This window comes from Achromobacter sp. 1011811831 (genome assembly GCF_059760905.1).
The window spans coordinates 55,350-79,909 of record NZ_JCBANG010000018.1; the positions used below are offsets into that span (position 1 = coordinate 55,350).

Sequence of the window (24,560 nt, forward strand, 5' to 3'; positions counted from 1 at the left end):
TTCTGGAGGTGTGACATGGACATTGATTTCAAGAAATTGGCTCCCTGGAACTGGTTCAAGAAGGAGCAGGAAGAACAACAGAGCACTGCCTCGCTGCCGGTGCAGCGCAATGACCTGCCGGTGGCGGGTGGGCCCGTCAGTCCCATCCTGCAATTGCATCGCGAGATCGACCGCCTGTTCGACGACGCGTTTCGAGGCTTCGGTTTCCCGACGCTGGCCATGCCACGCTGGCCGTCGGACTGGCCGGGCATGCTGAAGCCGGCGCTGGACATCCAGGAGACCGACAAGCAGTACAAGATCGCCCTGGAAGTACCCGGCGTCGAGGAAAAAGACATCCAGATCACGCTCGACAACGACGTGCTGCTGGTGCGCGGTGAAAAGCGTCAGGAGCAGGAAACGAAAGACGGCGGTTTCCACCGGGTGGAGCGCTCCTACGGCAGCTTTCAGCGCGCTCTGAACCTGCCGGCCGATGCCAACCAGGACACGATCAAGGCCGCTTTCAAGAACGGCGTGCTCACGATCACGATGGAAAAGCGCGAGGCCAGTACGCCCAAGCAGGGGCGCTCGATCCCGATCAACGGCTGACGCGGGGCAGCGCGTTTTTCTCAAAAACCACAAAGAGATGAGGCACCGTGATCGGCGGTGCCTCGTCAGATCAATCTTTACAGGAGCATCAGCATGGCCAGAAAACAATGCCAAGTCTGCGGCCAGCCCGCCACGGTGCGGGTGGAAGCCAATCTCAATGGTCGCCACAGCACCATGCTGTTGTGTGACGATCACTATCGCCAACTGGTGCGCCAGCAAAAGCGCACCGTCTCACCGCTGGAAGCCTTGTTCGGCTCGCGCAGCGGGCTGTTCGAAGACTTCCTTGGCAGCGACTTCTTCCGCATCGGTGACGACGCACCGTCCATGGCGGCCGATACCGACGAGGTCGTCGATGCCTCGTTCGGCGAACCCGCCCCGGCCGGTACGGGCACCGCGCGCCGTCGCGGCAGTGGGCTCGCCAGCCGTATCAGCGAACAGTCCGAGGCCCTATTGCAGGAGGCCGCCCGACACGCTGCAGAGTTCGGGCGCGCCGAAGTCGATACCGAACACCTGCTGCTGGCGCTATCCGACAGCGACGTGGTCAAGACCATCCTGGGGCAGTTCAAGATCAAGGTCGATGACCTCAAGCGCCAGATCGAATCCGAAGCCAAGCGCGGCGATAAGCCGTTCGAGGGCGAGATCGGCGTGTCGCCCCGGGTCAAGGACGCGCTCAGCCGTGCTTTCGTGGCCTCCAACGAACTCGGCCACTCTTATGTCGGGCCGGAGCATTTCCTGATCGGGCTCGCCGAGGAAGGCGAAGGTTTGGCGGCCAACCTGCTGCGCCGTTACGGCCTCACGCCGCAAGCGCTGCGCCAGCAGGTAAGCAAGGTGGTCGGCAAAGGGGCCGAGGATGGCCGCGCCGAGACGCCGACCAACACGCCGGAACTCGACAAGTATTCGCGCGACCTCACCAAGATGGCGCGCGAGGGCAAGCTCGATCCGGTCATCGGCCGCGCGCAGGAGATCGAGACGACCATCGAAGTGCTGGCCCGGCGCAAGAAGAACAACCCGGTGCTGATCGGCGAGCCCGGCGTCGGCAAGACCGCCATCGTCGAAGGGCTGGCGCAGCGCATGGTCGCCGGCGAAGTGCCCGAGACGCTGCGCGACAAGCGTCTGGTCGAACTCAACATCAACGCCATGGTGGCAGGCGCCAAGTACCGCGGCGAGTTCGAGGAGCGCGTGCAGAAGGTGCTCAAGGAAGTGACCGAGCACCAGGGCGAGCTGATTCTCTTCATCGACGAGGTGCACACCATCGTCGGTGCAGGCCAGGGTGGCGGCGAAGGCGGGCTGGACGTGGCCAACGTGTTCAAGCCGATGATGGCGCGCGGCGAACTGAACCTGATCGGCGCTACCACGCTCAACGAGTATCAGAAGTACATCGAGAAGGACGCCGCGCTGGAGCGTCGCTTCCAGCCGGTGATGGTGCCCGAGCCGACGATAGCGCAGACCATGATGATCCTGCGCGGCCTGCGCGACACCTTCGAGGCGCACCACAAGGTCAGCATCACCGAGGATGCGATCATCGCCGCCGCCGAGTTGTCGGACCGCTACATCACCGCGCGCTTTTTGCCTGACAAGGCCATCGACCTGCTCGACCAGGCGGCCGCACGCGTGAAGCTGTCGGCCACGGCCCGCCCGGTGGCGGTGCAAGAGCTGGAGTCCGAACTGCACCAGCTGCGGCGTGAGCAGGACTATGTGGCCTCGCGCAAGCAGTACGACAAGGCCGCCGAGCTGGGCAAGCGCATCGAGGCCAAGGAGACTGAACTCAAGAAGCTCGTCGAGGAATGGGAACGCGAGCGCGCCTCGGGCAGCGCCGAAGTCAAGGCCGAGCATGTCGCGCAGATCGTCTCGCGCCTGACCGGCATTCCGGTCAACGAGCTGACGGTGGAAGAACGCGAGAAGCTGCTGCATCTGGAGCAGCGGCTGCACGAGCGCCTGGTGGGCCAGGACGAAGCAGTGCGCGCGGTGGCCGATGCCGTGCGGTTGTCGCGCGCGGGCCTGCGCGAAGGCAGCAAGCCGGTGGCGACTTTTCTGTTCCTCGGGCCGACCGGCGTGGGCAAGACCGAGCTCGCCAAGGCGCTGGCCGAGTCCATCTATGGCGATGAAGGTGCGCTGCTGCGCATCGACATGTCCGAGTACGGGGAACGCCATACCGTGGCACGCCTGGTGGGGGCGCCTCCGGGTTACGTCGGCTACGACGAGGGTGGCCAGCTCACCGAGAAGGTGCGGCGCAAACCCTACAGCGTGTTGCTGCTGGACGAGATCGAGAAGGCTCACCCCGACGTCTACAACATCCTGCTGCAGGTGTTCGACGACGGGCGGCTCACCGACGGCAAGGGCCGGGTGGTGGATTTCACCAATACCATCATCATCGCCACCTCGAACTTGGGCTCGGACATCATCCAGCGTCGGCTGAAGGCCCGTGGCGCCGCCGGCGAGGAATACGAGAAGACCAAGTCCGAGGTGATGGACGTGCTGCGCGGACACTTCCGCCCCGAGTTCCTCAACCGCATCGACGAGATCATCGTCTTCCATGCGCTGGGCAAGGAGGAGATCCGCCATATCGTCGGCCTGCAGCTCGATCGTGTGGCCCGCAACGCCGCCAGCCAGGGCGTGACGCTGACCTTCGATCAGACCTTGATCGATCACTTCGCGGAGGAAGGCTACAAGCCCGAGTTCGGCGCGCGTGAGCTCAAGCGGCTGATCCGCAGCGAGCTGGAAACTGCTCTGGCGCGCGAGATGCTGGGTGGCGGTATCGGCAAGGCCGATCACGCCAGCGCCCGCTGGGACGACAAGGCCGAACGGGTGGTTTTCGAGCGCCAGGAGCCACCCGCGAAGCCGGCCGAGCCTGAGAAGCCCGATGCCGCGAACGTGGCCGAGACGCCGCCGAGCGACGCGAGCAAGCCTGCGCGCAAGAAGAAGTCAGCGGGCGGCGAATCTTGAGTCATGGGGAGGCTGTCGTGTCCGACCCCAACGGGCTGACATGGGCAGCCACCCTCGTGTCGCTGGCGGTCGCTATCCCCACAGCGGGGCACGCGGTCATCTACAAGCGTGACCCTCGATCGGCCACGCTGTGGGTGCTGCTGATCGCGCTGTTGCCGCTGGGCGGTTCGCTGCTGTATGGGCTGTTCGGCATCAACCGTTACCAGCGGCGGGCGCGGCGGCTGTTTCCGGGGGCAGATCCTGCTGTTCGGCAGGACCTCGCGCCTACGATGCCCCAGGCCGTATCGGCGCCGTTTGCCGGCCTGGCGCACCTGGTGGGACGTGCCACCGGCCAGTCGCTGACCAGCGGCAACCGCATCGAGCCGCTCGTCGATGGCGAGCAGGCCTACCCGGCCATGCTCGCTGCCATCGAGTCGGCGCGGCACAGCGTCGCGCTGGCTTCGTACATCTTCGACAGCCAAGGCATCGGGGCGCAGTTCGTCGATGCGCTGCGCCGGGCTCATGAGCGCGGCGTGCAAGTGCGGGTGCTGATCGACGACGTCTATGCCCGCTGGAGGCCCCGCAGCGCCTACCGCGCCTTGCAACGCGCCGGCGTTCCGGCGGCGACGTTCAACCCGACGTTGATTCCCGCGCGCCTGCATGGCGCGCATCTGCGCAATCACCGCAAGCTGCTGGTGATCGATGGCAAGACGGGTTTCACCGGCGGCATGAACATCTTCAGCCCGTATTGGCGGCCCGATGCGCCGGGCCAGGCCTGTCACGATTTGCACTTTCGTCTGCGCGGGCCGGTGATTGCGCATCTGATGCGGTGCTTCACCGATGATTGGTGCGATACCACGGGCGAGCGGCTCAGCAAGGGTTTCTGGGGCGAACCGCCCGTAACGGCTGATGAGCAAGGAACCTCTTGGGCGCGCGGCATCGAGGCCGGTCCCGATGAGGCCCTGGACCGGATGCGCTGGACCTTCATGGGCGCTTTGAGCGCCGCGAAGCATTCGGTGCGCATCTGGACACCTTACTTCGTGCCCGATCAGCCGATGATCGCGGCGCTGAGCACGGCCGCGTTGCGCGGCGTGCGCGTCGAGGTGCTGACGCCCGCAAACGGCGACCATCCCACGGTGCAATGGGCCGCGCGCGCCCACTACTGGCAGGTGCTGGAGCACGGTGTGCGCATCTTCGAACGGCCTGGCCCGTTCGACCACAGCAAGCTGATGCTGATAGACGGCCAGTGGTGCTGCCTTGGTTCGGCCAATTGGGATGCGCGCAGCCTGCGCCTCAACTTCGAGTTCAATGTGGAGGTGTACGACACCGCGCTGTCTACGCGGCTGTCATCCCTTTTTGATGCCGCCCGTGATGCGGCGGACGAGATATCGGCGAAGGCGTTGCGCGCCCACCCGCTGGCCATCCGCTTGCGCGACGGGGTGGCCCGTCTGTTCACCCCCATTCTCTAGCGACACGACTTGTGAGGAACATGGCCCATGGAAAAGAAAGATCAATGGAACATTGGCTACTGGATCGTCGCCGGCCTGTTGCTGCTGACGCTGCAGAACTACTGGCAGGCGGCCAAGACCGTCGAGCCCGTGCCCTACAGCGAATTCGAGAAGGCGCTGGCCGAGGGGCGCGTCGCCGAAGTGCTGGTGTCGGACCGCACGGTCACCGGGCGCCTGAAATCGCCGGACAGCCGGGGCAAGACCACCATCGTGGCCACTCGCGTCGAACCCGACCTGGCCGAGCGGCTGTCCAATTACGACGTGCCTTACGCGCGGGTGGTGGAAAGCACCTGGCTACGTGATGTGCTCTCCTGGATTCTGCCGGCGGTGGCCTTCTTCGGCGTCTGGTTCTTCCTGTTCCGCCGCTTCGCCGAGAAGCAGGGCATGGGCGGCTTCCTGAGCATCGGCAAGAGTCGCGCCAAGGTGTTCATGGAGACGAACACGGGCGTCACCTTCGCCGATGTCGCGGGTGTCGATGAGGCCAAGGCCGAGCTGGTCGAAATCGTCGACTTCCTGAAGAACCCGCAGGATTACGGCCGCCTCGGCGCGCGCATCCCGAAAGGTGTGTTGCTGGTGGGCCCGCCCGGCACGGGCAAGACCCTGCTGGCCAAGGCCGTGGCGGGCGAGGCCGGGGTACCGTTCTTCTCTATCTCCGGCTCGGAGTTCGTCGAGATGTTCGTCGGCGTGGGTGCAGCGCGCGTGCGCGACCTGTTCGAGCAGGCCCGCGGGCAGGCGCCGGCCATCATCTTCATCGACGAGCTCGATGCCCTGGGCCGTGCACGCGGTGTCGGAGGACCGATCGGTGGACACGACGAGCGTGAGCAGACGCTGAACCAGTTGCTCACCGAAATGGATGGCTTCGACAGCTCGGTCGGACTGATCATCCTTGCAGCGACCAACCGGCCGGAGATCCTGGATCAGGCCTTGCTGCGCGCCGGCCGCTTCGACCGTCAGGTGCTGGTAGACCGCCCCGACAAGAAAGGGCGCCTGGATATCCTGAAGGTCCATGTCAAGAAGATCACCCTGGCCCACGATGTCGATCTGGAACAGGTGGCTGCGCTGACCACGGGCTTTTCGGGTGCAGACCTCGCGAACCTGGTCAACGAGGCCGCGCTGGCCGCGACCCGGCGCAAAGCGTCCGCCGTGGAGTTGCAGGATTTCACCGCCGCCATCGAGCGCATCGTGGCGGGCCTGGAGAAGAAGAACCGAGTGCTCAATCCCAAGGAGCGGGAAACCGTGGCCTATCACGAGATGGGGCATGCGCTGGTGGCGCTGGCGCTGCCCGGCACCGATCCGGTACACAAGATTTCAATCGTTCCGCGTGGCATCGGTGCACTCGGCTACACCCTGCAACGCCCCACCGAGGACCGGTTCCTGATGACGCGCGCCGATCTGGAGCACAAGATCGCCGTACTGTTGGGCGGGCGCGCCGCAGAGAAGTTGGTGTTTGGCGAACTGTCGACCGGTGCCGCAGACGATCTGGCGCGGGCCACCGACATCGCGCGCGACATGATCACCCGCTTTGGCATGGACGAGGGACTCGGCTACATCGCGTTTGAGGCGCAGCGGCCGCGTTTTCTCGACGTCCCCGAGCTGGCCCAAGGTGGCTGCCGGGTGGCGGAATCCACCCAGGCGCGCATCGATCAGGCGATCCGCGACATCGTGATGGGCGTGTTCGAGCGCGCCTACCAGATTCTCGATACCAACCGCGCGGTGCTGGAGCGCTGCGCGCGCGAACTGCTGGCGCGGGAAACCCTGGACGAAAACGACATCCGTCAGCTGACCCAGGGACTGAAGTCCGAATCCCGCGAGTCGGCGCCCCCCCAGTCCGAAACCTCACTCTCTACATCCCAAGGGGCCACACCATGAGCGAACACCTTCACATCGTCTGCCCGCATTGCCAGTCCATCAACCGTGTGCCGGCCGCCAAGCTCGCGGATCAACCTAACTGTGGCCGCTGCCAGCAGCCCTTGTTCACGGGCGAGCCCATCGAGTTGACCACGGCGACATTCGGGCGCCACGTGGAGCGCAGCGATCTTCCTTTGCTTGTCGATTTCTGGGCGCCGTGGTGCGGGCCTTGCAAGATGATGGCACCGCAGTTTCAGCAAGCGGCGCGCCAGCTCGAACCCTGGATCAGGCTGGCGAAGGTGAACACCGAGGCTGAGCCGCACCTGGCCGCGCAGTTCGGTATCCGCAGCATTCCGACGCTGGCCCTGTTCCAAGGTGGGCGGGAGATCGGGCGTCAGGCGGGCGCCATGGGCGCGCAGGACATCGTGCGCTGGGCAAAGGCGCAGGTTGGGCGCTGATCGATGCAGAGCCTGCTGAGCGTCACGCTGATAATGCTAGTGGGGTGCAGTGTGGCGGCCGTGGTGACGGCTGCGTTCAGAGTACCCACCTTGCTGGGTTATCAGCAGTCCTTTGCCGCAGCCCTTGGGTTGACGGAACAGGTAATGTCGGCGCTGGACATGCCGGCCGAGATAGTCGAACGAAACATCAGTGCAATGCGCCATCGTCCCGACAGCGACAATTTTGCAGGGAGTCCATCTTCATGAAATCAACACGCCTCAACCCATTTCAGGTCTTGCGTGACCAGTGGGCCATCATGAGTTTTTACGAGCGCTTTGAGCGGGTCATCGCGCTCATGCTGTCGGCGGTGATTGCCGTCATCATCGTGGTGTCGCTTCTCCAGCTCATCTCTATCGTCTTCACGCTGCTGGTCCTCGATGCCTTCAATCCCCTGGACCACAAGGTGTTCCAGAGCGTGTTCGGCATGATCATGACGCTTTTGATTGCGATGGAGTTCAAGCATTCCATCGTGCGCGTGGCGCTGCGTCGGGACAGCATCGTCCAGGTCAAGACCGTGATCCTCATCGGTCTGATCGCGCTGGCACGCAAGTTCGTGGTCCTCGACCCCGACACGAGTCCCGCCAAAATCGCCGCGCTTGCAGGAGCCACACTGGCGCTCGGTGCCACTTACTGGCTGATGCGCGAGCGCGACGACCGCGTCGCCGAGACATCTGAGCATGACCCGTCATCATCCCGGTGACCCGCGCGCGGCGTTGTTGCAACACCGCTGGCTCAACCGCCTGCAGACTGGGCTGTTGGTCCTGACCCTGATCGGGATCGCAGCCACCGCAGGAAGCCTGCTGTTCGGGGAAAGCGGCCTGTGGCTCGCGCTGTTTGCAGTTGCAGGCACGTTGTTGCTGGAACCGGCAGCCGCATCCGCCTTGACCTTGCGCCTGTACCGCGCACGGGCTTTGCACCCGCACGAAGCCCCCGAGATTTGGGCCCTGTTGCGCGAGCTGTCCGCCCGTGCCGGTTTGCCCGCCACGCCGGTGCCGCACTACGTGCCCAGTGCCGTCGTCAACGCCTTCGCCACCGGCTCGAAGCAGCATGCATCGATCGCCCTCACCGATGGCCTGCTGCGCAGCCTGAGCCCACGCGAGCTCGCGGGTGTGCTCGCGCACGAGGTCGCGCACATCGCCAATGAGGATCTGCGTGTCATGGGGCTGGCGGATTCCGTCAGTCGCCTCACGAGCCTGCTGGCTATGGTCGGACAGATCGCTATTGTGTTCAGCTTGCCCGCACTGCTGGCCGGCGCGGTGGCGGTCAATTGGCCTGGTCTATTGTTATTGGCCGCATCGCCCCAGCTGGCCCTGCTCGCACAGCTCGGCTTGTCTCGCGTGCGTGAGTTCGACGCTGACCGCCTCGCGGCGGAACTGACCGGCGACCCGCAAGGGCTGGCGTCCGCGCTGGCGAAGATCGAGCGGGTCAGTCGCTCCTGGCGTGCCTGGCTGTGGCCGGGATGGGGCAATCCCGAGCCTTCCTGGTTGCGCACGCATCCGGCAACGCAAGATCGCATCTCACGCCTGCTGACGTTGGCGCCTGGACCAGCAACAGCCTTGCCGTTTCACGCGCCCCATTTCTTGCCGGAATCCGCTGTGACGCCGCGCCCGCCGCGCTGGCGCCCGAGCGGGCTATGGCGCTGATTGTCTATCAACAGGAGACTTCTCATGGCCTACCCTGACCCGTACCCACGCCCCGCACCGGATCCCTTCATCCGGCGCTGGCTCTTCATCACCGCCTGTATTGCCACGCTCATGCTGCTGTGGCAGTTCCTGCCCGCCATCGAGGCATGGTTCACTCCGCGCGAGGCGGCAGAACGCACCGTGACGGCGCGCGGCGACTTGGCGGCGGACGAAAAGGCCACCATCGAACTGTTCGAAAAATCACGCGCCTCGGTGGTCTACATCACCACCGCGCAGCTGGTGCGCGACGTCTGGACGCGCAATGTCTTCTCCGTGCCTCGTGGCACGGGATCGGGCTTCATCTGGGACGACGCCGGCCACGTCGTCACCAACTTCCACGTCATCCAGGGCGCGTCCGAAGCCACCGTCAAACTCGCCGATGGCCGCGACTACCAGGCCGCGCTGGTGGGGACGAGCCCCGCGCACGACATCGCTGTGCTCAAGATCGGCGTCGGTTTCAAGCGCCCGCCGGCCGTGCCGGTCGGCACCAGTGCCGACCTCAAGGTGGGTCAGAAGGTGTTCGCTATCGGCAACCCCTTCGGCCTGGACTGGACGCTCACCACCGGCATCGTCTCCGCGCTCGACCGCTCGTTACCCGGAGAAGCGGGCGGCCCGGCCATCGATCACCTGATCCAGACCGACGCCGCCATCAACCCTGGCAACTCCGGTGGGCCGCTGCTCGATTCGGCAGGAAGGCTCATCGGCATCAACACGGCGATCTATAGCCCCTCCGGCGCCTCGGCCGGGATTGGTTTCGCCGTGCCGGTGGACACCGTCATGCGCGTAGTCCCGCAACTCATCAAGACCGGTAAGTACATCCGTCCGGCGCTGGGCATTGAGGTGGACGAACAGCTCAATCAGCGCCTGCTGGCGCTGACTGGAAGCAAGGGCGTGTTCGTGTTGCGTGTTACCCCTGGTTCGGCAGCGCACAAGGCCGGCCTCGCGGGTGTCGAAGTCACGCCGCAAGGCATCGTGCCGGGCGACCGCATCATCGATGTTGATGGCCAGGCGACGGACGATGTGGCCAAGCTGCTCGCGCGGCTAGACGACAGGAAGGTCGGCGATGTGGTGGTCTTGTCAGTGGAGCGGGCCGGCAAATCGCGCGAGGTGCGTGTGGAGCTACAACCCGGGAATTGATTGAACTGAACCTGTGGATCAGGCGGTAGTGCAGCGTCGCGGCGATTGAGGTTCTCAGGTCTTCGGCCAGGTAGCGTTCCGCCTCAACCTCCGTAATTTTCGGATGCGATCTGCCTATCCGAATAGGCAAGCATGCAACGCCGGAACCTCTTGCCAATCATCGAAGGAGAAAGCGAGGCGCAATCCGCATGAGGTGGACGCAGGCCAGGAACGAGGCAAACAGGAGGCCGCATTGGAACTCAGACTACTGCGCTATTTCGTTGCGGTCGCGGAAGAACTGCATTTCGCGCGAGCGGCCGAGCGCCTTGGCGTAGAACAATCGCCTGTGTCGCGCGCAATGCGCAATCTCGAAGCCACGCTCGGCGTGCAGTTGTTCGACCGCAGCGCGCACCAGACGCGACTGACCTGGGCCGGTCAAGTGTTCCTCGGTGAGTGCCGGCGTGTGCTGGCCACCGTGGAGCAGGCGGTGAGTGCCGCAAAGGCGGCGGCGCAGGGCTATCAGGGTTATCTGCGCATCGCCATCTGCGACAGCTTGGCGCAGCCCCACATTGCCACCTTGCTGGCGCGCAGCCGCGAGGAAGAGCCCGAACTGGAGATTCGCGTCTTCGAGCTGCCTTTCGCGCAGCAGCTCAAGGGCCTGCACAACGATCTGCTGGACATCGGCTTTGCGCTGTCGGACGCGGTGAGCGAAGGCCTTGTCGCCGAGCCCGTGTGGACCGATCCTCTGTCGGTGATCGTGCCCGTGCGCCACCCCTTGTTGGCGCACGCGGAAGTGCCATTGGATGAAGCCTTGAAGTTTCCGTTGGTACTGTGCCATCCGGACGCGGGATCGGGCTGCCACCACCAGATCCAGGCGGTGCTTCAAGGTGCGTCCAAGCCGCTCAAGCTGGTAGATCAGGTGACGAGCCTAGGCGTGATGCTGACTCTGGTCGGTGCCGGTTATGGCCTAGGTTTCGCCATTGCCTCGCAGGTGCAGACCCTGAACCGCCCCGACATAACCGTTCGCCCCTTGGCCGGCACGCCGCCCATGCTGTCCACCTACCTGCTGCGCCGCAGCGCCGAACCCTCTGAGCCCATGAAGCGGTTTCTGCAGCGCGCCCGCGAGGAGTTCCTGCCAAAGGGAGATGAACCGGCCTCGTGACGTTGAGCGCTCGGGTACATTGGCTACTGCTGGCTGTCCATGGCTCGCACTGGACTTGCTCGGAGCGCGCGTTGACCAAGCGTGGTTTTTCAGTCCATAATTATGTCCATCTCGGTTCGCCGAGTGCGGAAAACTCGTTATCAATCAACGAGTTGGGAACACGATGATGTTCCCATCACCCGCTCCAGCATCATCATCCAAGGAACGTCAGGCTCGTCCAGCGGGCGATGCTGGGTGCGTTTTGAAACGCTCTCTAACGTCGGCATCGGGCCGCTGTCCAATCTTGTCGTTTCCTGGGTGGATCTCATTTTCCTTGATCCCCTGATAATGGGCGCATGCCGGGCTGCTGTGGCGATGTCGGGAATCGTCAATTTTCTTCGAGGGTCTTGTCGTAGCACCCTCTATGAAGTAGCGCTTTCCAATAAAAAGATCAGATTGGCGCCGCGACTTTTCTCCATGCTGCAATGACGCCCGGAGTCGAGCTTTCGCGGCGTTCCCATAATGCCTGGGCACGACCGCCGAAGGACCGCGAGACTCGATCCGGGAAAAGTCATTTTCTATACTGAATGTAATCAAGCGCTGGTTTTGGAATTTCCAACATCGCCCGATCACCTCGGAAGGCCGCTGTGCCCGGGCGATTCATCCAGGAGGGCGTTCAGTGAAATTTTCCACTTTTAGAAAGCCGGCTTCAGTTATCGCTTTTTCGGCTATCTTCCTGCCATCGGTCGCCAATGCTGCGGCCTATGCGGATGATGATCGGGTCGGATCCGTCTGGTTATCAACTTATGTGGCGGATGTTTTCAATATTGCCGCGGAGGATAAGAGCCAACGGAGGCGGGCCGAGATGGGTCAAAGAATAAGATATATGATAGAAAAATGGCTGCAATGATTGCGCCTTGAGGGCGATGCGCCGCAATCCCGCGCGGCGCATCATTGTTTGGCTCCGGTCGCGCGGTTGATCGGGCCGCTGTCCAATCTCGTCGTTTCCTGGGTGGATCTCGTTTTCCTTGATCCCCCGATAATGGGCGCATGCCAGGCTGCTGTGGCGATGTCGGGAACCGTCAATTTTCTTCGACGGTCTTGCCGCATCACTCTCTATGAAGCAGCGCTTTCCAATAAAAATATCAGATTGGCGCCGTGACTTTTCTCCATGCTGCAATGACGCCCGGAGTCGAGCTTTCGTGGCGTTCCCATAATGCCTGGGGGCGACCGCCGAAGGACCGCGAGACTCGATCCGGGAAAAGTCATTTTCTATCCTGAATGTAATCAAGCGCTGGTTTGGGAATTTCCAACATCGCCCGATCACCTCGGAAGGCCGCGGTGCCCGGGCGATTCATCCAGGAGGGCGTTCAGTGAAACTTTCCACTTTTAGAAAGCCAGCTTCAGCTATCGCTTTTTTGGCTATCTTCCTGCCATCGGTCGCCAATGCTGCGGCCTATAAGGATTATGATTGGTGCGAAAATTCTCGGGGCGGAATCTCGTTAACGTGTTATGTGTTAAGTGGCTTCAATACTGCCACGGAGGATGAGATCCAAGAAGTGGTGCGGGCCCATATGAATAAAAGCTTAAGATATATCATGGAAAAATTGCCGCAATGATTGCGCCTTGAGGGCGATGCGCCGCAATCCCCCGCGGCGCTTCGCTGTTTGGCTTCGGTCGCGCGGTTGTATTGGCTGACGCGATCAAGGCGTGCACAGGTTCTGCAGAATGGCGTGCATGTCATGTCCCGAACCCGCTTCGCTCGCGCCCGTCATTTGACAACCGTCCTGGCTAAGCGCGACCGGGGCGCTGTTCTTGCCCCCGGGCAGGGTGCCCAGATCCACGGAACCGCCGCCCAGGGTCCATTTGAAGGCGCGGCTGGTGCCGTCGCTCATTTCACCGGAACCCACGACTGTGCCGTTGTCGCCGATATCAGTCACCGTGGCATGCTGAGCGCCTGCGGGCGGGGCGATATCCGTGCGCGAATTGGTCGTCGTATCCCAATAAAAAGGAATGGCGTCGCCATTGGTGTTGGGGTAATGGCCGATGACGTGGCCATTGGCGTTCAGCGTCGTGGCACTGCTGCGTTGTGCGCCCGTAGACAGCACCAGCGGGGCCGATGCCGGATTGTTCCACAGCACGGCATGGCCGCCTTGCGCGCCAAAGTCGCATTGGCCCAGGATGCGCGCATTCACCACCTGGATCGCGCGGCAATGCAGGGCGTCGACAGGCAGCGGCAGCGCGGTGGATGCGTAGACGCCTAGCAGTCCGGGGGCCCATAGCACGGGCTGGGGCCGGCCATTGCTGCCCGGGCAGTTGCCGACGATATTGGGCATCGTCGGATTTTCGGAGTGATCGTCGATATCGGCGGGTACGCAGTTCGTGGCAACCAGGCCCAGCAGGCCTGCAGGCAGAGAGCGCGCCGTGGTGTCGTTGTTGCGCCACATGACGGGTAGCGCGGTGTTGTCGGCGTTGAGACTGACGCCGGCGACGGCTCCGCTTTGGCTCAGGGCTGTTACCTTGCTGCGCACGCCGCCCACCAGTGCCTGCAACGCCTGCACCGACGTGGGCGCCGTGGCAGCCCAGACCACACCGGTGTACAGCGAATTGCTGTTCATGCACTGACCCACGATCCGGCCCACATTGGTGATGGCGACCGCCGAACAATTGCGGCCCGCGACCAGGTGCGCCAGATCCACTCCGCCGCCGGGCGTCTGGGCGACGAAGCCCGATGCCGAGCCGTTGGATTCCACGCAGGCTCCCACGACATAACCAGAATTATTCACATCAATGCCAGTGCACTGTGGGCCCGATGATGCGCCTATATCTTGCATGGGGCCCGCCTGCGCCGAGGGAAGCGCAAGCAGCAGGGTGCCGGAGAAAATCCAAGGAAAACAAGAAACCGAAGTAGTCATACACATTCTCCTGAAGGAAACGAACGGGCTGACGAGCAAAGACGATTTTCTTGCGGGAACTGGATAATCTTTGGAGATGGAGAAGTCGCATTCAAGCACGGGAGAATATCCGCGCGCCAATATGTGATTGATATTGAAAACACTCGTCCGATAGGCCGGAGCTCTTGTTGATGGTCCGGGACCGCGCTGAACGGCCGACAGATATCGACGGGATTGGCCGGCAACGGCCAGGAACGGGCCGCGGCTGGCGCGGCATGTTCATACCATCAGAGCGCCAGGCGTCTTGTGCGTGGGTTTATTGATAACTCGCCTGGAGAATGTTCAGCCTTTGTTCCCATTCGCATAATGCCCATGCTCCAGCGACGCGCAGCTGAACCGCTGTATGAACCTCGGCGTCTTCTGCTCGTCCCGCCTGGGCACGAAGTGCCCCGCGCCCGTTGCCCAGTCATAGGCGCTCATGTTCAGCGGCATTCTCGTCAGCACGCCCGACACGGATTGGCTTTTGATCCATGCCTCGGCGAGCGCCTTGTCGTCAAAGACCGCGGAGCAGAATTGGGCGGATTCACCGGTGAAAACCCAGATCCATTTCTGTTGGTGATGTGCATTCATTGCTTGATCCATTTGCGCTACCCAGGACGCCTGCGCCGCAGGCCCGCCTCTATTCCCCTATCCGCGTGTCCCGTTCAGTCGCGGCACGCGACATGAAATGACTTCTGCCTGCCAGGGCGGTCCCAGTATCGCTGGTACATGTCAAAGCGATCCATGGCCCACTTCAGGCCAGGATTCGGACCGTCGTTGGGTTTCTTTTTCGCCTTGTTCAGATTGACCAGCGTGATGTTGATGCGCTGCTCGGAAAACCAGCCCAGGTCCTGCATGCCGCTGTTGACGACGCTGACGGCGTTCCAGAAGTCTCCCGGGAATTGGAATATCTCGTTCATGTGCCGGACAAAGCCGTTCTGCGTCAGGCATTTGGCCAGGTCGATTTCCACGTTCAGTTCGCTCATTTTTCAGATGCTTGAATCAGCTTGCATCGCTTGAATACCCGGACGAATTCAAGCCTGGGCGTCATGCCGGGCGGACGGCTGCATCCGCGCCGGGGAGGGCCGCCGGGCCGATCCCGATGACGCGGTGGACAAGGCTGGCCGTGAAGGCGCGATCAAGGCAAGGCCGTTTCCTGCAGATAGTGCCACAACAAGCCCTGGCTCGCCCGCTTCATGATCACCACGGAATGGCGCGAAGTTTCCACCCCATTCAGCCGATGGGTTTCCCGGTAGCGCATGGCGATGCCGGCTTCATCCTGCCAGACCGGCTGCACATCCGCCACGGCGATCTCCAGCCCCGGACGCTTGCCCGCAGCGAGCCTGAACATCTGCGTCACCTGATCCAGCGCGACGACATCGCCCGCCGTGGTGACCATGCTGAACCCGGGCGTGAACATGGGCAGCAGCGCGTCCAGCGCGGTCTGCGAGTCCGTCGGGTGGGTGAAGATGGCGTGGATCAGGTCGTGGACCCGGTGGATGTTGTGCGCGGCCAGTTCAATGGCTGTGTCCTGCATGACGGTGTTTTCCTGTGTTGGAGAATCCCAGTTGCAGCGCGGGCAGCAATCCCGTCAATGACGCAATCACGAACGTCAGGTGATAGGCCCGGCTGGCATCCAGGTGGGTGGCGAGGGAATTGAAGATCATCAGGAAGAACGCCGCGCCGACGCTGAACGCCATTTGCCGGTTGATGTTCCAGATGACGCTGGCCTGATGCGTCTGCCGGCCGTCGAAGTCCAGCAGCGCGGTGGTCTGCGCGGTGTTTGCGCCCATGCCGCCGCCCAGTCCCATCAGGCCGTAGGCGGCGACCAGCAGCCAGGTATCGGTCGCGGCCGTCACGCCGGCCAGCGCGGCCACGCCCAGGCTGTGCAGCGCCATGCTGGCCAGGAACAGCGGCCGCATGCCGGCCAGGTTGTACAACCGGCCGCCGGCCATCATGGCCACGAAGGCGCCGCAGGCGTAGACGATCATGAGCATGCCGGTGGCCCGCGCGCTCATGCCCAGCACGTCCTGCAGATAGAAAATGTTGAGCAGGTTCACTCCGGTGAAGACGCCCGGGATGGCGTGATAGATGGCGACCGACAGGCGCAGGCGCGGACTGCCGAGCAGTTTCAGTTCCACGATGGCATGGGTCGACCTGCGATAGTGGAGGACATACGCGAAGGCGGATGCCACGCCCGCCGCCAGGCAGAGCCAGGCCAGCGTCATGTCCTGGCCGGCGCCATAGAGCGACATGCCCGTCAGCAGGCTGGCCAGCGCGATGCTGATCAGCGCCAGCCCCTTGAGGTCCGGACGCGGCGGGCGCTCGGACGGCGTGTCGCGCACCCAGCCCCAGGCCAGCGTCGCGGCGGCCAGCGCCAGCGGAATGTTCGAATGGAAGATCCAGCGCCAGGATCCGTTGTCCACGATCAGCCCGCCCAGCCAGGGCGAGAGCGCGGGCGCGATCAGCGCCACCGCCATGACCAGCGTGGAGATCCGGGCGCGCTCAGGTCCCTGGAACAGATTGAAGGCGGCGGCCTGTCCCACCGGAATCATCAGGCCGCCCGCCATGCCCTGGACGAAGCGCCAGCCGACCAGCTGGCCGAACGTGCCGGCCAGGCCGCAGGCCCAGACCGCCAGCGCGAACGCCAGCATGGATCCGGCCATGAGCCTGCGCGCGCCCCAGCGGCCGGCCAGCCAGGTGCTGACCGGGATGGCCAGGGTCAAGCCCAGCATGTAGGCATTGGCGACCCAGGCGCCGGCCGACACGCCGACGCCGAACTCGGCCGCGATCGTGGGCAGGGCGATCGCGGGCATGAATATATTGATGCAGTCGACAAAGAACCCCATCAGGAACACGGCGGCCAGTCGGTATCGGTACGTCATCTTGCTCACTCCAGGGCCGCAAGCGTAGCGAGCGTGGACGGGCGCCGTCGATATGGATATGCTTGACTCTTTGTTTGATGGAATTGAACAATGACCCGGCCAGCCATGCATACGCTGCTCAATCAGGCACAGACCTTCCTTGCCGTGGTCGACTTCGGTTCCTATACCAAGGCGGCGGATTTCCTGGGCATCAGCAAGGCCATGGCCAGCCTGCACGTCAAGGCGCTGGAAGAGGCGCTGGCGGTGACGCTGCTGGTGCGCAGCACGCGCGCGCTCTCGCTGACCGAGGCGGGCAAGGCGTTCCATGACGAGTTCAAGGATGTCGTGCGCGACATGGAAGGCGCGTTTGAAAACATCATGCATCAGGGCCGGCGGATTTCCGGCAAGCTGCGCATCAGCACCACCAGCGAATATGGCGAGCGGTTCGTCCTGCCGCTGATCCCGGACTTCGTGGCGCAGCATCCGGGCATCTCCGTCTGCTATGACGTCAACGCTTCCCTGAGCGACCTGCTCGCGGAAAAACTGGACCTGGTCGTGCGCCTGGGGAACCTGGCGGACTCCAGCTTCAGGAGCCGCAAGCTGGCGCAGTACGACATCGTGCTGGTGGCGTCCAAGGCGTTCCTGCGCCAGCATCCCGTCCGGCGGCCGGCGGATCTTGCCGCCGCGCCCTGGATCGCCAACAGCAATCTGTCCCATCCCACGGCCTGGACGCTGCGCAGCGCCAACGGACAGCGCGTGGACGTCGCCGGACGGGCCGCCCACCAGTCCAACTCATCGACCGCCATCCGGGCCATGGCGCGGTCCGGGCTGGGCGTGGCGCTACTGCCGGCCTGGTTCGTCGAGGACGACCTGGCGAGCGGCGCGCTGCAGCGGATCCTGCCCGGCTACGCGCTGCCGCAACAGCCGATCAACGTGGTCTTTCCGAACAGCGGCCATCTGCCGCGCAAGACGCGGGCCTTCATCGATTTTCTTTGCGAGCGCCTGGGCGAGGCTTGAGGGCGCGGAGCGCGCGGCGCTGGCCAAGACCCGTCACGGCGCGCAGCCCGTCCCGGCCCGCGCCGCGGGCAGCGGCGTATCCCCCGACGTATTCCCCGCGTACTTGCGGATCCTGTCCGCCAGTTCCGGCGTGGGCCGCTCATAGCCATAGCAATACGGCGGCGTGGGCGCGGCTTCCGGACGGTAGTCCTGCAGCACCGGCTTGGCGTCGCCCAGGTACAGATTGTCCTTCAGCCGCAGGAAGGCCTTGTAGTCGCGCGTGTAGCCATGCTGGGCCTTCAGGTTCTGGTAGGCGCCCTCGTCGGACGCGCCGTTGTCCAGCGCGCTGCGCCTGGCGGCCTCGGGGATGTAGCGGCAGTAGTTCACCTTGACGCCTTCCACCGTCGGGAAGAACTCCGGCTCCACGCATTGGCGCTTGGCGTCGTTGTTGAAGATGTTGCCCTCGACCAGGGCCTTGGCTTCCAGGCTGAAGCTCATGCCGTAGAAGTCCCAGTTCTCCAGCAGGTTGTTGAAAAGATGAAAGGTGCCGAACTGGCCCCGGGGATTGCGCTGCACCGTGTTGAAGAAGTAGTTGTGGTGCAGCGTCACGCGCGCGATCGAATCGCGTTCGTAGTTCTCGAACAGGTTCTTGGACGTGATGTTGTTCAGCAGCATGACCTTGTTCGAGTTGTGGAACTTGGTCCACGAGATCGTCACGTCCGTCGAACCGTTCTTCACGTTGAGCAGCCGGTCCGACATGCGCGACAGGTCCATGTGGTCGACCCAGACGTCGCGGCTGCCGTTGGCCACGTTCACGGCCTGCGTGAGCCGGTTCAGGCGGCCGTCGATGGTCAGATGGGTCAGGATGACGTTCTGGCTGCCGTACACGCCCAGGCCGTCGTCGATCAGGGCCACGCGTCGGCCGCGTCCGTCGATGGTGGTGTTCGATGGCACGCGCAGCTGTTTGTCCAGCACGATCGTCATGTCGGACGCGAAGCGGATCCAGGTCGGGCCCTTCTTGGCCTGCGCCAGCGCGGCGCGCAGCGTGCCCGGGCCTGAATCCTGGTCGGAGGTGACTTCGATGAAGCGCCCGCCCAGTCCGCCGGTGGCCTTGGCGCCGTAGCCTTCGCGCTGTTGCAGCAGCGCGGAGACCAAGGCACAGCGCTCGTCAGGGCTGGCGCAGGACTCGTTCGCCAGCGCCGCGCCGCCATGCAGCAGGGCCAGGACGGGCAGCCAGCGCATCGCGCGGGCCAGCCCGCCAGGCCGCAGCCGGCGCGGTTGCCGGGGCGTCGCCGCATCGGTGGAATGCATGTGTGATTTCATGGGGATTCACTCCTTAAGGCGGCGCGGATCGATCCGTTGCCTGCACATGGCGCCAGATGCCGCCGCTCAGGCGCAGGTTCTCCGGCGGACCGGCCACATGCGCGCGCAGATGTTCGAAATAGGCCTGCCGCCAGCGCAGGGCATAGGCGTCGGCATCCTCGCCGGGCGTCGCGGCGGGCAGCAGCGCCAGCGTGTAGGCCACCCTGCCGTTTTCCCAGCGGGGCGCATAGAACACCGACGGCACGCCCTGGCGATGCGCCAGGCGGGCCGCGAAATCGGAGTACGTCACTTCCTGTCCCGCGAAGGACGCGCGCGGCGCGGCGGGATTGGCCGCGCCATCCACGGCCAGGCACAGCACATGGCCCGATGCCAGCGCGCGCATGCAGGCCTTGGCGACCTGCGCCTCGGTCTGATCGGCGGTGGAGATCAGGGCGGCGGCGTAGCTGCTCCGGGCGATGCTGGGCGCCGTCGCCAGCCAGCGCGACGGAATGCCCAGCAGTTCCAGCGCCATCAGGCCGGCGTACATGGGACCGACGTGGGCGGTGGCGACCACCACGCCCCGGCCCGCCGCGAGCAGCGGCGCGAAGAAGCGTTCGCCGGTGTCCAGCTCGCCCAGCAGCTGCATGGCCTCTTCGACGCTGTCCTCGCGGCATTCGAGCCAGTCGAACAGCAGATGATCCACCAGGTGGCCCCAGCGCGCGCGGCGCTCCCACTGCGCGCGGTCGGCCTGCGCGTCGCCGCGCAGCGACCAGGCCCAATCCAGGCGCGCCTGCGGAATCGGCGCGCTGTCGAGCCGGTCGTCCAACTGGTCCAGGGCTTCCCGGAAGGTCGGCGGCAGGCGCAAGCCGCGTTGCGCGACGTACTGCTCGAACAGCGCCTCGGCCTCGCGCGGGCGGCCCGCCTGCGACAGCGCGCCGATGGCGGAGCGCTGCCAGAGCAGCTTGTCCGGGGACTTGCCGACCAGCTGCAGCAACTGGTCGGCGGCGTCGTCGTACCGCAGCGTGTTGCGCAGCGCGCGGGCATAGAGGGCGCGGGTCTGCTCCAGTTCTGGCGCCAGGGCGATGGCCTGTTCCAGCGGCGGCACGGCGTCCTTGTAGCGCCCGGCGCGCAGCAAGGTCTCGCCGTACAGCGTCAGCAGCCGCACGTCCGCCGGCGCGGCGGCAAGGCCCGCCTCGAAATGCGCCAGCGCATGGCGCTTGCGGTCGTCCTCGGTGGCGCGGCGCAGGTGCGCCAGCCCCAGCGAGGCGCGCAGGTGCGCGCTGTCGTGGCCCGCCGCCAGCGCGGCGCTGCCCAGCCGGATCGCCGCCTCGATCCGGTCGTTGTCGAGCAGGGCGCGCACGGCCACCGTGGCCACGCGCGCGTTCGGCAGACTGGCCGCGTCCAAGGCCGCCGCGATGCCCGCCGCCTCGGCCGCGTCGCCGTGGCGCGCGTAGGCCAGCATCCACCAGTGCGCGTCGGCGGGCGCGGCCAGCGCCAGGGCATGCGTCTGGCGCGCGACCCCGGCGGCGTCCTCGATCCGGCCGGCCTGTACGCGCAGCTGTATGCGCGCCGCGTGCAGGCCGGCGTCGTCGGGCGCGATGCCGGCGGCGGCGTCGGCCTGGGCGATGGCGCGGTCCCATTGCTCGGTGCGGCCCAGCAGGCTGGCGAGCAGGCGGCGGTCGTCCACGCGCGCGGGGTAGGCGGCGACCAGCGTCTGCAGCGCCGCGATGGCCAGCTCGTAGCGGGCCTGGCGCACCCAGGGCGACACCAGCAGGCGGCGCGCGTCGCGCCAGCCGTCCGCCGCCTGCGCAAGCGCCGGCCCCAGCGCGGCCATGGCTGGCACGGGATCGGCCGCTTCCAGGATGCGTCGGATGACATCGCGCAGCCGCGTGGCGGCGTCCGCTTCCGTGGCGGCGCGCGCGCCGCGCTGTTCGATCGTCGCGTCAACCATGGCGCAATCCTCTCAACAGGGCCATCGCCGCGCGCAGCACGAACATCAGCACGAAGCCCAGCGCCAGCGCCTGCAGCAGCAGGATGGCGGTGCGCGGACTGCTGGGCCGGTCGGTGGACACCGGCTGCGCGATGATGGACAGGTAGCGTTGCAGGCGCAGGGCGTCGGTCACGGCCTGCTGGTACGACTGCTGCGCCAGGGTCAGGTTCGAATCCGCGAAGGCCTGGGTGTTGCGCAGCGCCTCATAGGATTTCAGTTGCCTGGCCTCGGTGTTGCCGTCGCCGCTCAGGCGCTGGCGCACGGTTGCCAGCCGTTTCTTCAGCGCCACGACCTGCATCTCGGCGGGCTTGAGCATGAAGTGGTCCTTGTTGCCCAGCGCGCGGATCTTGTCCAGGTTGACCTGCGCGCTGCTCAGTTCCGCTTCCAGCTGGCTGGACAGGTTCAGCAGCATGGCCACCGTGGCCGTGGGATCGATATTGCCGTGGGTGGTGCGCCAGGCCGTCAGTGCCTCGCGGGCGGCCAGCGCCTTCTGCTCGGCCAGCTTGACCGATTCCTCGCTCACCTTCAGCTTGTCGGCCACGCCCTTCTCGTTCATGGAGCTGACGAATTCCTCCGCCAGGCCGATCAGGGCGCGCGACAGGGTCTCGGCGTCCTGCGGCGAATAGGCGCGCACGCGCAGCACGTCGATCTGTTCCAGCGCGTTGAAGGAAACCTGGACCGAGGCGCGATAGGCGCGGTAGAGATCATCCTCGCTGGAATCCTCGGACAGGTGGTTGACCGGGTCCATGCCCGCGTTCAGCAGGAACTGGCGCAGGCCGATCTTCTTGTCGAGCTGCCGCATGCAGTCGCGCGACTTGAGGAAGTCGCTGACCGCCCAGCCGTCGACGAAGCCGCCCAGCATGCCGCCCGAGTTGCCGGTCGTGAGCAGGCTGGCCGCCATGGCCCCGCCGCCCTGCTGGCCCGAACCGGATTGCACGAAGAAGCGCGATTCCGCCTCGAAGCGCGGCGTTGCGATGCTGAGCGCGTAGATCAGCGCGCAGGCGACCGGCGCCACCACGATGAGGGCATTGAGCCAGCGCCGCCGGCGGCGCTCGCGCACCATCGCCTGCCGCTCGTGGCGGCGGCGCTCGATCTCGGAGCCGCCGTCAGAGGCCGAGCTGGCCCTCGTCGAATCCGCCGAGTACGTCGTCGCCTGCGCTGCCGGATTCGCTTCTTGATCGTCGCGGGGGGAACTTGCGGATGCACTGGTCGAGGTCGTCTTCGATGCGGAGTGCGCTTCGTTCATAAATCAGGCCCTTGAGGCAATAGTCCGCCAGCTGGTTCTGGCGGTAGCTGGAAAGAATGAGCGTCCTGCCGATCAGCCGTTCCTCGAACAGCGCCAGCCAGAGACGGGTGAAGCGGCAGGGTTCGAAGGGAATGGCGCCTTCGATCACGTAGACGTCGAACGCCGGCGCCAGCGCCAGCGCGAACGAGAACTCCTGCCGCGCATGCAGCGGCCAATGTTCCATGGGCCGCGCCAGGGTCGCGGGATCGCTGACCAGGTCCGCCACCAGCTCGCAGGTGGCGTCGGCGTCGATCTCGTACATCTGGCAGGCCAGCTCGATCATGTTCAGGCCCGTGGCCTTGCCGCGGATGAAGCCCTGCCGGCCGATGGCCCAGGACACGCTGCCTTCATGCTTGACGAAACCCTGGCGCGGCGGACGCAGGCCGCAGAGCACGTCGACGATCTGGCGATGCAGCTCGGGCGTGGGCGAGAGCAGGGCGTAGCGCCCGACCGGAATGTCGAGATCGGCCCCGGCGAGCAGCGGCTGCCGGCTGCCGAAGGCATAGGGTTCGTCCGTCACGCCATTGAGATGGATCATCGTGCCTCCTCACATCGGCTGGACATTGGGGCGGGCCAGGCGCTCGGCCGCCAGGGCGAGCACCATCAGGAACACCAGCGAGGTCAGGAAATAGCCCAGGCTCGCGTCCTGCGAGGCGTACGCGTCGAAATAGGCGGACCGCAATAGCTGCATGCCATGCGCGAAGGGCAGCCACAGCATCCAGGGCCGCAGGTGCTCGGGCAGTTGCTCCGAGACGAAGAACACGCCAGAGAAGATCTGCAGGAAGCGTTCGATCACCGGCGCCAGCCGCAGGAAGAAGTGCCAGAAGGTCGCGATCGCGCCGAACAGCAGGCCCATGGCGGCGGCGCAGCAGGCCATCAGCACCACGTACAGCATGAATCCCGGCCAACTCCTGGGCAGCGTGATGAGTTCCAGCGCATGGCCGGCGCCGATCAGGACCACGAACACCACCAGGTACACCGATACGTACAGCAGCGCCTGCACCAGCGCGCACATCAGGGGCGTCACGCCCTGGAAATTCAGCAGGCCGCGCGCGGACACATACGCGGTGCTGCTGCGGAACACGATCTGCCGGAACATGATCCAGGTCGTCGCGCCCAGCAGCGAGAAGGTCTGTACGTCCATCCCCAGGATGTAGTGCGTGCCCATCAGGATGTACAGCGACGAGATCAGCGTCAGCAGCACCACCGGGCCAACCAGCGCCCACAGCAGGGCGATGCGGCTTTCGCCATGCATCACGTGCAGCTGGTAGACGAACAGGGCCAGCAGCGTGCGGCCGCTGGGCCAGCCCTCGCCGGCCGCGCGCGGTTGATGCCGCGCATGCAGGCCGTTCAGCCTGTCCCGCAGGATCGCCAGGTCGCCGGCCTCGCCCCGGGGGAGCTCCATTTCCAGCGCGATGTCGTGGCGCGAGGCATGGCGTCGCGCGTCGCGCGCCGCATCCTGCCTGCGGCGCTCCTCGCGCCGCGCGTGCGCCTGGGCCAGGCGCTGGTCCTCGGCTTCCAGCCGGGCCGGCATGTAGCCCGGGACGAACACCGCGATGCCGGCGCGGATGTCCTGTTCGAGCAGCCGCACGATGAGGCGCAGCCGCCGCCGGGAAAAGTCGGCCAGCGTCTCGTCGACGCCGGCGCGCGCGATCTCGGCGTCCAGCTCCGCCTGCACCGCCTCGTACACCGTCCGCCGCGCCGCCACCGAGTCATGCGGCTCGCCCTGCAGGCGCGCGAGCAGCGGCTTGAGCAGCACGGCCGGCTTGGCCTGGGCCTCGAACAGCGCGGCCGGGTCCAGCCGCCAGGCCGAGACGCCGGCTCCCACCGCGTAGTTGCTGTCCTTTCTGCGCGCGCGCCACCCCTTGATCCGATCTTCGTTGCTCATCG

24 protein-coding genes are annotated in these 24,560 nt (G+C 65.2%); 14 read left to right on the forward strand and 10 right to left on the reverse strand.

The window, feature by feature from the left end; all coding sequences use genetic code 11:
- Positions 1 to 15 precede the first annotated feature (15 nt).
- The 13 genes from AC6LJ9_RS09885 to AC6LJ9_RS09945 all read left to right on the forward strand — a co-directional run bounded on the left by AC6LJ9_RS09885 (position 16) and on the right by AC6LJ9_RS09945 (position 12,919).
- Positions 16 to 585 carry an Hsp20/alpha crystallin family protein gene (locus tag AC6LJ9_RS09885; RefSeq protein ID WP_024973321.1) on the forward strand — a complete coding sequence of 190 codons (570 nt, stop codon included), beginning with the start codon at positions 16 to 18 and terminating at the stop codon, positions 583 to 585.
- Positions 586 to 678: 93 nt separating this feature from the next.
- Positions 679 to 3,528: a heat shock survival AAA family ATPase ClpK gene (clpK, locus tag AC6LJ9_RS09890; RefSeq protein ID WP_225783012.1), complete on the forward strand. Its 2,850-nt coding sequence runs from the start codon at positions 679 to 681 to the stop codon at positions 3,526 to 3,528.
- Positions 3,529 to 3,545: 17 nt separating this feature from the next.
- Complete coding sequence (gene cls / locus AC6LJ9_RS09895; RefSeq protein ID WP_498147398.1) at positions 3,546 to 4,976, forward strand: cardiolipin synthase; 1,431 nt, start codon at positions 3,546 to 3,548, stop codon at positions 4,974 to 4,976.
- 27 nt (positions 4,977 to 5,003) lie between these two features.
- Complete coding sequence (gene ftsH / locus AC6LJ9_RS09900; protein WP_498147399.1) at positions 5,004 to 6,884, forward strand: ATP-dependent zinc metalloprotease FtsH; 1,881 nt, start codon at positions 5,004 to 5,006, stop codon at positions 6,882 to 6,884.
- Entirely contained in the window at positions 6,881 to 7,321 is a 441-nt protein-coding gene (trx-GI, locus tag AC6LJ9_RS09905; protein ID WP_033980488.1) for a heat resistance system thioredoxin Trx-GI, read from the forward strand. The genes ftsH and trx-GI overlap by 4 nt, the downstream gene beginning before the upstream one ends.
- A 3-nt stretch (positions 7,322 to 7,324) precedes the next feature.
- Positions 7,325 to 7,567 carry a hypothetical protein gene (locus AC6LJ9_RS09910; RefSeq protein WP_033980490.1) on the forward strand — a complete coding sequence of 81 codons (243 nt, stop codon included), beginning with the start codon at positions 7,325 to 7,327 and terminating at the stop codon, positions 7,565 to 7,567.
- Positions 7,564 to 8,061 carry a phosphate-starvation-inducible PsiE family protein gene (locus tag AC6LJ9_RS09915; RefSeq protein ID WP_033980491.1) on the forward strand — a complete coding sequence of 166 codons (498 nt, stop codon included), beginning with the start codon at positions 7,564 to 7,566 and terminating at the stop codon, positions 8,059 to 8,061. The genes AC6LJ9_RS09910 and AC6LJ9_RS09915 overlap by 4 nt, the downstream gene beginning before the upstream one ends.
- Positions 8,039 to 9,004: a zinc metalloprotease HtpX gene (locus AC6LJ9_RS09920; protein WP_033980492.1), complete on the forward strand. Its 966-nt coding sequence runs from the start codon at positions 8,039 to 8,041 to the stop codon at positions 9,002 to 9,004. Before AC6LJ9_RS09915 ends, AC6LJ9_RS09920 begins: the two co-directional genes overlap by 23 nt.
- A gap of 24 nt (positions 9,005 to 9,028) precedes the next feature.
- Positions 9,029 to 10,180 carry a S1C family serine protease gene (locus AC6LJ9_RS09925; RefSeq protein ID WP_033980494.1) on the forward strand — a complete coding sequence of 384 codons (1,152 nt, stop codon included), beginning with the start codon at positions 9,029 to 9,031 and terminating at the stop codon, positions 10,178 to 10,180.
- A gap of 232 nt (positions 10,181 to 10,412) precedes the next feature.
- Positions 10,413 to 11,321, forward strand: coding sequence for a LysR family transcriptional regulator (locus AC6LJ9_RS09930; protein ID WP_003141085.1), 909 nt, complete (start codon positions 10,413 to 10,415; stop codon positions 11,319 to 11,321).
- Positions 11,322 to 11,423: 102 nt separating this feature from the next.
- Positions 11,424 to 11,789, forward strand: a complete 366-nt coding sequence (locus AC6LJ9_RS09935; RefSeq protein WP_498147400.1) for a hypothetical protein — start codon at positions 11,424 to 11,426, stop codon at positions 11,787 to 11,789.
- A gap of 190 nt (positions 11,790 to 11,979) precedes the next feature.
- Positions 11,980 to 12,210: a hypothetical protein gene (locus AC6LJ9_RS09940; RefSeq protein ID WP_498147401.1), complete on the forward strand. Its 231-nt coding sequence runs from the start codon at positions 11,980 to 11,982 to the stop codon at positions 12,208 to 12,210.
- Positions 12,211 to 12,673: 463 nt separating this feature from the next.
- Entirely contained in the window at positions 12,674 to 12,919 is a 246-nt protein-coding gene (locus AC6LJ9_RS09945; RefSeq protein WP_498147402.1) for a hypothetical protein, read from the forward strand.
- A gap of 84 nt (positions 12,920 to 13,003) precedes the next feature.
- On the opposite strand, the gene AC6LJ9_RS09950 is transcribed toward AC6LJ9_RS09945, so the two are convergent.
- From AC6LJ9_RS09950 to AC6LJ9_RS09970, 5 genes are all read right to left on the reverse strand, one after another.
- On the reverse strand, positions 13,004 to 14,053 hold the full coding sequence (locus tag AC6LJ9_RS09950; protein ID WP_498147403.1) for an HAF repeat-containing protein: 1,050 nt from the start codon (positions 14,051 to 14,053) through the stop codon (positions 13,004 to 13,006).
- A 483-nt stretch (positions 14,054 to 14,536) separates the two neighbouring features.
- Positions 14,537 to 14,824, reverse strand: a complete 288-nt coding sequence (locus AC6LJ9_RS09955; RefSeq protein ID WP_498147404.1) for a DUF7710 domain-containing protein — start codon at positions 14,822 to 14,824, stop codon at positions 14,537 to 14,539.
- 74 nt (positions 14,825 to 14,898) lie between these two features.
- Positions 14,899 to 15,219 (reverse strand): hypothetical protein, encoded by a 321-nt coding sequence (locus tag AC6LJ9_RS09960; protein ID WP_498147405.1) that lies wholly within the window; start codon positions 15,217 to 15,219, stop codon positions 14,899 to 14,901.
- Between the two features lie 152 nt (positions 15,220 to 15,371).
- On the reverse strand, positions 15,372 to 15,770 hold the full coding sequence (locus tag AC6LJ9_RS09965) for a DUF4440 domain-containing protein (RefSeq protein ID WP_498147406.1): 399 nt from the start codon (positions 15,768 to 15,770) through the stop codon (positions 15,372 to 15,374).
- Entirely contained in the window at positions 15,751 to 17,118 is a 1,368-nt protein-coding gene (locus tag AC6LJ9_RS09970) for an MFS transporter (RefSeq protein ID WP_498147407.1), read from the reverse strand. Before AC6LJ9_RS09970 ends, AC6LJ9_RS09965 begins: the two co-directional genes overlap by 20 nt.
- A 90-nt stretch (positions 17,119 to 17,208) precedes the next feature.
- Here AC6LJ9_RS09970 and AC6LJ9_RS09975 point away from each other — a divergent pair, with 90 nt between their 5' ends.
- On the forward strand, positions 17,209 to 18,114 hold the full coding sequence (locus AC6LJ9_RS09975; protein ID WP_498147408.1) for a LysR family transcriptional regulator: 906 nt from the start codon (positions 17,209 to 17,211) through the stop codon (positions 18,112 to 18,114).
- Between the two features lie 33 nt (positions 18,115 to 18,147).
- Here AC6LJ9_RS09975 and AC6LJ9_RS09980 read toward each other — a convergent pair whose 3' ends face one another.
- From AC6LJ9_RS09980 to AC6LJ9_RS10000, 5 genes are all read right to left on the reverse strand, one after another.
- The gene (locus AC6LJ9_RS09980; RefSeq protein ID WP_498147418.1) at positions 18,148 to 19,335 is read right to left on the reverse strand and encodes a pectate lyase family protein; all 1,188 of its coding nucleotides are present in this window, start codon (positions 19,333 to 19,335) and stop codon (positions 18,148 to 18,150) included.
- Between the two features lie 94 nt (positions 19,336 to 19,429).
- The gene (locus AC6LJ9_RS09985) at positions 19,430 to 21,346 is read right to left on the reverse strand and encodes a Vi polysaccharide transport protein VexE (RefSeq protein WP_498147409.1); all 1,917 of its coding nucleotides are present in this window, start codon (positions 21,344 to 21,346) and stop codon (positions 19,430 to 19,432) included.
- Positions 21,339 to 22,448: a KpsE/RkpR family capsule polysaccharide export protein gene (locus tag AC6LJ9_RS09990; RefSeq protein ID WP_498147410.1), complete on the reverse strand. Its 1,110-nt coding sequence runs from the start codon at positions 22,446 to 22,448 to the stop codon at positions 21,339 to 21,341. The genes AC6LJ9_RS09985 and AC6LJ9_RS09990 overlap by 8 nt, the downstream gene beginning before the upstream one ends.
- Before the next feature lie 43 nt (positions 22,449 to 22,491).
- Positions 22,492 to 23,208 carry a P-loop NTPase family protein gene (locus AC6LJ9_RS09995; RefSeq protein ID WP_498147411.1) on the reverse strand — a complete coding sequence of 239 codons (717 nt, stop codon included), beginning with the start codon at positions 23,206 to 23,208 and terminating at the stop codon, positions 22,492 to 22,494.
- Positions 23,209 to 23,217: 9 nt separating this feature from the next.
- Complete coding sequence (locus AC6LJ9_RS10000; protein ID WP_212312028.1) at positions 23,218 to 24,558, reverse strand: ABC transporter permease; 1,341 nt, start codon at positions 24,556 to 24,558, stop codon at positions 23,218 to 23,220.
- Between the last annotated feature and the right edge of the window lie 2 nt (positions 24,559 to 24,560).